Origin of the sequence: Shewanella sp. 10N.261.52.F9, assembly GCF_041471165.1 — a bacterium.
GTDB lineage: Bacteria > Pseudomonadota > Gammaproteobacteria > Enterobacterales > Shewanellaceae > Shewanella > Shewanella marinintestina.
This window is the reverse complement of sequence record NZ_JBFRNX010000001.1, coordinates 456,296-466,262: the sequence shown is the minus strand read 5'-3', so window position 1 is coordinate 466,262 and position 9,967 is coordinate 456,296. Positions and strand designations below refer to the sequence as shown.

The following is a 9,967-nucleotide window of genomic DNA, read 5'->3' as shown; positions in this document are numbered from 1 at the left end:
GGAATTCATTTTTTAAGGGACGTTTTACAAGGTAAGGTCAGCTAGCAATCCCAAGAAAATGAACAGATCAAGATGGGGGAATTCACCTTCAAGGGAATGCTAACTTATCGTTCTTTCGCCTGAAATCCCGATGACTGAAGTCTACATATACAGGCTTAATCTAATCTTAAGATCTGGGCCTCTACAAAAGAATTATTCAATTTCCGGCGAGATTAGCTGTGAACGCTTATCCATTAAATCTTTAACCAGTGGAGTGAGGATTAGCTCCATTGCTAGTGACATCTTGCCACCTGGTACTACAAGAGTATTTACCCTAGACATAAAAGAGCCTTGGATCATGCTGAGGTAATAGGGAAAGTCTACATTGTTAATCCCGCGAAAACGGATCACTACAAAGCTTTCATCTAAACTCGGAATACTCTTAGCGCTAAATGGGTTTGAAGTATCAACGGTTGGTACTCGCTGGAAGTTGATATGAGTGCGAGAAAACTGTGGCGTCATATGGTTAATATAGTCGTCCATACTGCGCACTATAGAGTCCATCACTTTTTCACGGCTATGGCCACGTTCTGATGTGTCGCGGATGATTTTTTGGATCCACTCTAGGTTTACAATTGGCACCATACCTATGAGTAAGTCAACATGCTGAGCAACGTCACATTCATCGGTAACTACACCACCATGAAGGCCCTCGTAGTAGAGCATATCGGTATTTTCAGGTAATGGATGCCATTGAGTAAACGTTCCGGGCATTTGATTGAATGGCACAGCCTCATCGAATGTATGCAGGTAAGCGCGAGTTTCACCTTGGCCAGTATTACTGTAATCGTTAAAGCATTGCTCTAAACGTTTGAAGTCATTGGCTTCTGGACCGAAGTAACTGATATTACGGTTTTCAGTTTTTTCTTTACGGATCATTACCGCCATTTCAGGGCGAGTAAAGTGATGAAAACTGTCACCTTCAATAATGGCTGCATTAATGCCCAGCTGTCTAAAAATATGATTAAAAGCAGTTGTCGTTGTCGTCGTGCCTGCGCCAGAGGAGCCTGTTACTGCAATAATTGGATGTTTCGCTGACATTTTTTTACCCAAAGAAAGAGAGTTTGCTTCACCTGCATGTTAGCCAAAGCTACGACTAATTATCGTTATTCAGGTAAGAGGGTTGCGCTTATAACCTTCATTTATACGGCTTCACTTGGCTCAGGTCAATCTATGCCCAAGCCAAGAGCAGGCTTTTACTACTTGATATTAATCCTGTTGCCAATCTTGGACAACGATATCTTCTTTGCGTCTAATACCAATAGATTCTTCTTTCTCGCTGTACTCGACAACGAGAACGCCTTGCTTAAGTGCTGCTTTACACTGAATGATTGCTCTTTCCATGCTGTGTTCGCCGTCACCAGAAAAGCTGCCATCTTCAACTTGGCTGATAAGATATTCTTTAATAAGGTTGTCAAAAGTCTCGCTAGATAACTGAGCTAAAGACTCATAAGGCACTAACATGGTGATTTTTCCAATGAGATTAAAAAGTTTAAAATGCGTTTTTCAAGGTAGTAGCGTGGTCGCCATGGACTACCGCCATCGATAAAGCCTACGTGACCGCCATTTTCGTGGAGTTCATATTGTACTTGTTGTGAAAGTTGCTCTCTAGCAGGGATTACCGCTTCAGTCATAAAGGGGTCGTCTTTTGCGTGGATCACTAATATTGGCTTAGTGATGCGGCTTAAGTACGGCATACCGCTGGCACGATTATAGTAATCATCTACACCATCAAAGCCATGCAGAGGTGCTGTGACTTTATCATCGAATGCATAGAAGGTGGTGAGGCTATCAATGTCATGCTTATTAATTGGCATTAATGTGCTTAATTCAGGCTTTGCGACTTTACCGTGCATTTTTTGTTGTAGCTGCTTAATAAGGTAGCTCTGGTACACTTTTGAAAAGCCTTTCTCTAGGCGATTGGCGCAAGAGCCTAATTGTAATGGTGCAGAGATGGCAACGGCTTTATCAATCAAACTCAACTCTTGCTGCTCGCCCTGATATTTTATCAGTACATTGCCGCCTAGGCTGTAGCCAACGGCTAGCAAAGAGTTATTTGGGAAATGGCTTTTTAAGTGTTGTAGTGTGCAATGGAGATCCTCAGTATCACCGCTGTGATATCCGCGTGGAAGACGGTTTAACTCCCCTGAACAGCTACGATGATGGTGTACTACAGCACATAAACCTGATGCCTTGCTAGCGGCTAAGATTCGAAGTGCGTAGTGAGACTCAGCACTGCCCTCAAGGCCATGGATAATCACTAAAATCGGCTGTTTAGCTTCAGGTGTTCCTTGCCAGTCGAGATCGATAAAATCGCCATCGGGAAGTTCCAAGCGTTCACGTTGTAATACAGGTCTGTCCACTTTAGTCAGTACAGGGAGAATCGTTTGAATATGGGGATTTTTAGCCCACCAAGGTGGCGAAAATATTTGGCTCATAATAATTTGGCTATTGCTGAAAATTAAAACGTGTGTTTAATTGTTGTTGTCGTCAGAGTGTAACATAGATTGAAATCGGTCATTTTAATGACTTTGTTTCGAGTTGTAAGTGGCTATGCAATCTGGATGAGTGACGAACTAGAGCGCCAAAACATAATGATTAGAAATAGAGGACGCGATGGAACGACGGACTTTTATTACAACCGCATTAGCAGGGACTGCCTGCTTAGCGTTGGGAGTGAATTACTGCTCTTCAGACTATATCGCGGTCAATAAAGAGCTAGATGACAAGCATCGTTTGTTATTTAGTGTGTTATTGCCCGTTTTTTTAGATGGCGCTCTGCCTGATGTCGCAACATTAAAACGCGATGCGATTAATCGTACACTCGACGCGATAGAACACACGATTTCGATTCTCCCCCAAGATAGCCAAGCGGAACTTGAACAGCTACTCAACATGCTTGAGGGACGTTTGGGGCTGCTTATTCTAACAGGAAGTGTTACGCCGTTAATGATGCGTAACGAATCTGAACTCATTGATATGCTGCAAAGTTGGCGTACAAGTTATCTTGATATGATGGTCACGGCCTATCAGGGTTTACGAGAGCTGGTGATGGCCAGTTATTACTCGAGCCCCGAGCACTGGAGTCGATTGCATTACGCTAAACCTAGCTTTTTAGAGGATATGCAGTGATGTTAATTGGAATACTTTCGGCATTATTAATACAGGTGCTAACTAAGCGGGCGCAGACAATAAAAACTCAGAATAAAGGACGCGTTTATGGCCATTGAAGATCCTATTGTAAAAGGACTGGATTCTGGCTGGGCGCATATAAATGCGGCTAAGCTCAATGAAAACCAAACCTTAGAAGCCGATGTGGTCATTGTTGGCAGTGGCGCTGGTGGCGGTGTTGCAGCAGAGATCCTTACCCGAGCAGGCTTATCAGTTATTATTGTTGAGGGTGGTCCGCTTAAATCATCTAGCAACTTTAATATGGAAGAGCGCCGTGCCTATCCTGACTTATACCAACAAGCTGCAGGGATGAAGACCGCAGATAAAGCGATTGGTATTTTTCAAGGTCGGGCAGTGGGTGGGTCAACTACAGTTAATTGGACCACTTCAATTCGCACTCCCGAGCCTGCGCTTAACTACTGGGCACAGGTCAAGTCTGTTGAGGGGCTGTCTCGAGCTGAGCTTGATCCTTGGTTTGAGAAAATGGAGCAGCGACTCAATATCAGTAAATGGGCTTATGAGCCCAATCGAAATAACCAAGCACTAAAGCAAGGCTGTGAGCAATTGGGTTGGGAACACACAGTTATTAAGCGTAACGTTAAAGGTTGTTGGAACACCGGCTATTGCGGCATGGGCTGCCCAGTTAATGCTAAGCAGTCGATGTTAGTGACCACGATTCCAGCGGCTCTTGAAGCGGGGGCAACATTGGTTAGTCAGGCGAAAGTAATTAAGCTTGAGTATCATAAGGACAAAATCTTTGCTATAAAAGCGCAAGCGGTAGATAGCAATATGAAGCCTTTACCGGTTGAAATTATGTTTAAGGCTAAGCATTACATTTTGTCGGCAGGAGCCATTCACACACCAACAATCATGTTGCGTTCTAAGCTACCAGACCCACATGAGATAATCGGTAAACGTACTTTTTTACACCCCACTTTACTTAGTGGCGCAGTGTTTAGCGACCCGATAAATGGCCATAGTGGCGCTCCACAGTCGATTTATTCTGATGAGTTTGTCTGGCAAAATGGCGCTGATGGAGAGCTAGGTTATAAGCTCGAAGTCCCTCCCATTCATCCAATTTTGATTGCCTCAAAAACCATTGGTTACGGTAAAAGCCATGCAGAGTTGATGGCGAAATTTAATCAACTACAAGTGACGATTGCTTTGGTGCGTGATGGTTACCATGAAAATAGCCAAGGCGGCCAAGTGAAATTGACCGAGCATGGCTTTGCGTTGGATTATCCGCTCACAGACGCCTTTTGGCGGGCAGCAAGGCGTGCCTATGCCAGCATGGCTGAATTACAATTTGCCGCTGGTGCGCAGCAAGTATTACCTATTAGCGAAGGAATGCCTTATTTGTCGAGTTGGAAGGAGGCCAAAAGCGCGATAAATGAGATGGAATTAGCGCCACTGAAAACCGTTGTGGCTTCTGCCCACGTGATGGGCGGCTGCCCATTCGGTGAAGACCCAAAAGTTTCTATGGTTAATAGTTTTGGTGAGTCACATTACTTCGAGAACCTTTCTGTAATGGACGGCTCTATCTTCCCTACTAGCTTAGGAGCAAATCCACAGCTGTCTATTTATGGTATTACTGCTAGAAATGCGACTCGCTTGGCTGAAAAGTTGACGGCTTAATTTGTACTGGTATAGCTTGGTATGGCTAAAAAGGCGAGCAGAGCTCGCCTTTTTAGATCTGTATTAAACACTTATTTCACAACTTATGAATACCGCTAGTTATTGGTTTAGACTGGAGTAATCTTGGCTATTAAGGTTAAATAGCGCCAAGTAGCGACTCACATTGCTATCGGTTTCAGCAGGGTAAACTTCATCTAGAACCATAGGCTTGAGTGCTATGAGGATCTTAGCTTGAGACTTGCGTTCTAACATTAACTCGACATCCAGCATTTGTTGATATTCAGCCTGTTCAAGTACGGCTTTGCTTAAGCGTCTCAGCTTACGGTAAGGCAATAATAGTCTTTGCTCCCAGCTGAGTAGAGCCTGCTGTAGCTGCTGCCAGTCTGATGAAGCAAGTCGTTGATGGTGGCTATCAAGCCATAGAGCCAATAGTAGTAAGTTTACGTTGAGCTGGTGGTCATCTTGCAGTGCTAAGCAAATGGTCTGTTGCTGGATATAGATGACATCACAATCTTGCCAAAGGTGCTGATAAAAGCTGGGGTTAAAACTACCTGGTAGCGTCATATGAAAAGCTCCGTCTACCGCAAGCCTATCGAGCTTACGTTTCATGCATATTCAAAAAGTTGCGCAAAAAGTGAGTTATAAAAAAGGGAAGCATTGCTTCCCTTATGTCGTTACCTATCAGACTTCTTCACGAACACTTTGTTCAATATTTTCAATTTCTTCTTGGATCTCAAGCCATTCCATTTCGCTCTCTTCCAAACCCTGAGTCAAAGTGGTTCGCTCACTAAGCACCTGAGTCAGTTTGGCTTTATTGTCGGCATCATAGAGGCTGGTGTCGGCCAACATTTCTTCTAGCTCTTTTAAGCGGTCATTGGCTTTTTTCTGATCTTTCTCTAGCTTAGTCTGTACCTTTTTCAGCGGCGACAGTTTTTGTCTTAGTTCTGCTTCTAAGCGCTTTTGTAACTTCTTGTCTTGAATTGGCGTGCTGGTTTCAACCGCTTCTTCTTTACCTGCATTTTTAGCCGCATCGAGTAGCCATTGATGGTAATCATCTAAATCGCCTTCAAAGCTTTTCACTTCACCTTGATCGACAAGGTAGTAGTCACTACAACTTAGGCGTAATAAGTGTCTATCATGCGATACAATAATCATTGCACCTTCAAAAGTTTGCAGTGCCATGGTTAATGCATGACGCATCTCTAAATCTAAGTGGTTGGTTGGTTCGTCGAGTAGCAATAGGTTAGGGCGTTGCCACACTAACAGCGCCAATACTAAACGAGCTTTTTCACCACCAGAGAAAGGTCTTACAGGCGCAAGAGCCATATCGCCGTTAAAGCCATAACCGCCTAAAAAGTTACGTAACTCTTGTTCTGTCGTCGTTGGTGCCAAACGCACCATGTGCTGCAGTGGTGAGTCATCTAAACTGAGAAATTCCAGCTGATGCTGGGCAAAGTAACCGATATTTAAACCTGGGTTGGTTTCATATTTACCTTGCATTGGTGATAGCTCACCAGACAGTAATTTCACTAATGTCGATTTACCCGCGCCATTACGCCCAAGTAGACCAATGCGGGCTCCCGGCACCAAGTTTAGGTGCACTTTTTTAAGGATCTCGGTTTCACCGTAGCCAATAGAAACTTGTTCCATTGTTACTAGCGGGTTTGGTAGTGCTGCCGGCTCTCTAAATGCCATATGAAACGGGCTGTCAGCTTGAGATGGTAGCAGTTCTGCCATACGTTCAAGAGCTTTTAAGCGACTTTGAGCTTGCTTAGCCTTACTGGCTTTATAGCGGAAACGGTCAACAAAAGACTGCATATGGGCACGTTCTTTTTGTTGGCGCTCAAAGGCCACTTGCTGCTGAGCCATACGCTCGGCACGAACACGCTCAAACGAGGTGTAGTTACCTTTGTAATAGTTAAGTTTGGTGTTCTCTACATGCACGATTTCATCGACAATACCATCAATAAAGTCGCGGTCGTGACTGATCAGAATGAGCGTACCTTGGTAAGCTTTGATCCAGCCTTCTAACCAGTACATGGTATCTAAGTCTAAGTGGTTAGTCGGTTCATCGAGTAATAGTAAGTCCGAGCGACATAATAGCGCCTGCGCTAAGTTAAGGCGCATGCGCCAACCACCGGAAAAACTCTTAACTGGATTACTTTGCTCTTGCTCACTAAACCCAAGACCTGCTAGCAGGCTTGCAGCGCGTGAATGAATAGCATAACCGCCAATTGCGTCTATTTTGCCGTGTAGTAGTGCAATTTTATGGCCGTCATCAGCTTCTTGCGCTGCGTGCAGCTGTGTTTCTAACTCTCGATATTCGGCATCGCCATCAATGACATATTCAATTGCAGAGACTTCTAGTGCAGGGGTTTCCTGAGCAACGGTAGCAAGTTGCCATCCGCTTGGCATGCTGAAGTCACCTTTATCTAAGCTTATTTTGCCTAAGATAAGGGCAAGTAACGAAGATTTACCGCTTCCATTGGCACCGACAAGCCCGACTTTATGTCCTGGATAGACAGTTAATGAAGTTTCATCGAGCAAGGTTTTTGAGCCACGAACGAGTTGAGCTTGAGTGATGGTGATCATTGAAGTCGGCTTAAAGTCAGAGTAACAGTAAATATTGGGGACAGATGATAGCCCAGAACCGCTAGATACTTCTATGGCAGAAGCTAGAAAAGTACGGTCTTGATGCGACTTTTGTGGCAAAATGGCGATATAGATGGATAGGAATTTAAATCATGACAATAACAACTAAAAAAGTGAAAAAACGTTTTGTTGCCGGCGCTAAATGCCCTAAGTGTCAGACAAAAGAGTCAATCGTATTATTTAAAGAGAATGGTATCGAAACTGTAGAGTGTGTCGATTGTGATTACCGTGAACAGCAAACAGAAGAAAAAGTCGCTAAAAAAGCCAGTGGCGCCGTTATTGGAGTATTTAATCCTGACTAACAATGAAGAGTCTGGGGCTTAAAATCGTCATCGTTAAATACCGCTTTTTGGTAAAGTGTAATCACATGTATGCTGTCTGCTTGCTGGTGTAAACTTTGCGGGTTTAGCCTTAGTGCTTTTTGCTAACGCAGCGTGGCGTGGCAAAATATTTAGAGTCAGTTGTTTAATGATATTCATATCAATTCGAATTTTAGTGCAGCAATGAGCATTCTGACTAAAATTAAGCTGGTATACATTGCCAGCTTTTTTGTGGCCGCTTTTAATAATCAAGCATACCTTCATGACCAATTGGCATAAGTGGCTATCTAAATATGGCTTTCAAGCGGGTTAAGGTCAGGGATAGAGGATATTTCTTCGTTATCCTTTATTGAGCATGCTGCAACTAAAAGAATTACTGCTACAATAGCGCGCTATAATTTATATCGATAGAAAACGACAACTTTTGCTCCAGCTGATTTGGAGCCTTGTCACCATGATTAGATCACTGCAAAGCACGATTTGAGCGCCTTGATAAAGGTATCGAGTCCTATAGGGAAAACCGCCCTAACCAGCAGTGCATACTTAGGAAAGATACTTTGACTCAAACAGTCCCAAATACCGATGCTCAAGCGCCGTTCTCAAGCCTAAATCTGAAAGCTGAACTGCTAGATAACCTGAAAACTATGGGTTATGACTCAATGACCCCAATTCAAGCGCAAAGCTTGCCTGCGATCCTTAATGGCGAAGACGTTATTGGTCAAGGTAAGACGGGTTCTGGTAAGACTGCTGCGTTTGGTTTGGGCTTATTGCACAAGTTAGACGTTAAACGTTTCCGCATTCAATCTTTGGTGTTGTGTCCAACGCGTGAGCTTGCAGATCAAGTAGCTAAAGAGATCCGTACGCTAGCACGCGGCATTCATAATATTAAAGTACTAACACTTTGTGGCGGTGTGCCTATGGGGCCACAAATTGGTTCTTTAGAGCACGGTGCGCACATTATTGTGGGTACGCCAGGTCGTATTATCGACCACTTAGATCGCGGCCGTTTAGATCTTGAAAACGTACAGACTTTGGTGCTTGATGAAGCCGACCGTATGCTAGAAATGGGTTTTCAGGTTGAACTTGAAGGCATCATGGAACGTATGCCAATCGAACGTCAGACCTTGCTATTTAGTGCGACTTTCCCTGAGCAGATCCAATCTATTGCCGACAAAATCATGTTCAAACCTGTGATGGTGAAAGTGGCATCAACGCATGCAACTAGTACCATTGACCAGCACTTCTATGAAGTCGGTAATAACAATGATCGTATGCGCGCGCTTAAATTATTGTTACTGCAGTACCGTCCAGAAAGTGCGGTAGTATTTTGTAATACTAAGCGCGAAACTAAAGACGTGGCTGCGCAGTTGAAGAACGATGGCTTTAGTGTAGTTGCACTACATGGCGATCTTGAGCAGCGCGATCGTGATCAAACCCTACTGCAGTTTGCTAACAAGAGTGTGTCTATCATGGTAGCGACTGACGTCGCAGCTCGTGGCCTTGATATCGATGCGCTTGATGCTGTGATCAACTATCACGTGGCTTACGACACTGAAGTGCATATTCACCGTATTGGCCGCACGGGTCGTGCCGGCAGTAAAGGTTCGGCGCACACTTTCTATAACGATGAAGATGGTTACAAAATTGCGCTACTTGAAGATTATCTAGAGCGTGACATTGTTAATGAAGCACTTCCGTCTGAGCATTTGTTAGATACTTTCCCGGTACAGCCTGTTATGACTACCTTGCAAATTGATGGTGGTAAAAAGCAGAAATTACGTCCAGGTGATATCTTAGGTGCCCTGACTGGTGAAGATGGCATTCAAGGTAGCGAAGTAGGTAAGATTAAAATTACTGATATGCGAGCTTATGTTGCAGTTAACCGTAAGGTGGCTAAAAAGGCATTGCATAAAATTACTAACGGCAAGTTAAAAGGTCGTTCATACCGTGCATGGGAATTGCGTTAACTCGTATTCTTTGTTTTTGGAGTAAGTAATTAGATTTTATTTACTCCGAAAATGGCCATTGTTGGCATAAAAAAAGCAGCGTATAAACGCTGCTTTTTTTATGCCTGGAGCATTTATGCCAAGGCCCATGGATGGTTAGCCTTGGTATTTGTGTCTGGAGCACTTATGCCAAGGCCCATGGAT

General features: G+C 43.9%; 9 protein-coding genes. 4 read left to right on the top strand and 5 right to left on the bottom strand.

Going from position 1 to position 9,967, the window contains the following annotated elements:
- Positions 1-192: 192 nt before the first annotated feature.
- The 3 genes from AB4298_RS01970 to AB4298_RS01960 form a co-directional block, all read right to left on the bottom strand.
- Entirely contained in the window at positions 193-1,080 is an 888-nt protein-coding gene (locus AB4298_RS01970) for a phosphoribulokinase (protein ID WP_248998764.1), read from the bottom strand.
- Positions 1,081-1,248: 168 nt separating this feature from the next.
- Positions 1,249-1,503, bottom strand: coding sequence for a YheU family protein (locus AB4298_RS01965; RefSeq protein ID WP_371985568.1), 255 nt, complete (start codon positions 1,501-1,503; stop codon positions 1,249-1,251).
- The gene (locus AB4298_RS01960; RefSeq protein ID WP_371985567.1) at positions 1,497-2,477 is read right to left on the bottom strand and encodes a hydrolase; all 981 of its coding nucleotides are present in this window, start codon (positions 2,475-2,477) and stop codon (positions 1,497-1,499) included. The genes AB4298_RS01965 and AB4298_RS01960 overlap by 7 nt, the downstream gene beginning before the upstream one ends.
- A gap of 178 nt (positions 2,478-2,655) precedes the next feature.
- On the opposite strand from AB4298_RS01960, the gene AB4298_RS01955 reads away from it, so the two are divergent.
- A complete protein-coding gene (locus AB4298_RS01955) occupies positions 2,656-3,171 on the top strand; it encodes a TAT leader-containing periplasmic protein (protein ID WP_248998767.1) in 516 nt (171 codons plus the stop codon).
- Positions 3,172-3,258: 87 nt separating this feature from the next.
- The gene (locus AB4298_RS01950) at positions 3,259-4,845 is read left to right on the top strand and encodes a GMC family oxidoreductase (protein ID WP_371985566.1); all 1,587 of its coding nucleotides are present in this window, start codon (positions 3,259-3,261) and stop codon (positions 4,843-4,845) included.
- Positions 4,846-4,944: 99 nt separating this feature from the next.
- On the opposite strand, the gene AB4298_RS01945 is transcribed toward AB4298_RS01950, so the two are convergent.
- Together AB4298_RS01945 and AB4298_RS01940 are read right to left on the bottom strand one after the other, a co-directional pair.
- Positions 4,945-5,454, bottom strand: a complete 510-nt coding sequence (locus AB4298_RS01945; RefSeq protein ID WP_371985565.1) for a TIGR02444 family protein — start codon at positions 5,452-5,454, stop codon at positions 4,945-4,947.
- A gap of 72 nt (positions 5,455-5,526) precedes the next feature.
- Positions 5,527-7,437: an ABC transporter ATP-binding protein gene (locus AB4298_RS01940; RefSeq protein WP_371985564.1), complete on the bottom strand. Its 1,911-nt coding sequence runs from the start codon at positions 7,435-7,437 to the stop codon at positions 5,527-5,529.
- Between the two features lie 152 nt (positions 7,438-7,589).
- On the opposite strand from AB4298_RS01940, the gene AB4298_RS01935 reads away from it, so the two are divergent.
- Together AB4298_RS01935 and dbpA are read left to right on the top strand one after the other, a co-directional pair.
- Positions 7,590-7,799: a YheV family putative zinc ribbon protein gene (locus AB4298_RS01935; protein WP_371985563.1), complete on the top strand. Its 210-nt coding sequence runs from the start codon at positions 7,590-7,592 to the stop codon at positions 7,797-7,799.
- A gap of 575 nt (positions 7,800-8,374) precedes the next feature.
- Positions 8,375-9,784, top strand: coding sequence for an ATP-dependent RNA helicase DbpA (dbpA, locus tag AB4298_RS01930; protein ID WP_283107242.1), 1,410 nt, complete (start codon positions 8,375-8,377; stop codon positions 9,782-9,784).
- Positions 9,785-9,967 lie beyond the last annotated feature (183 nt).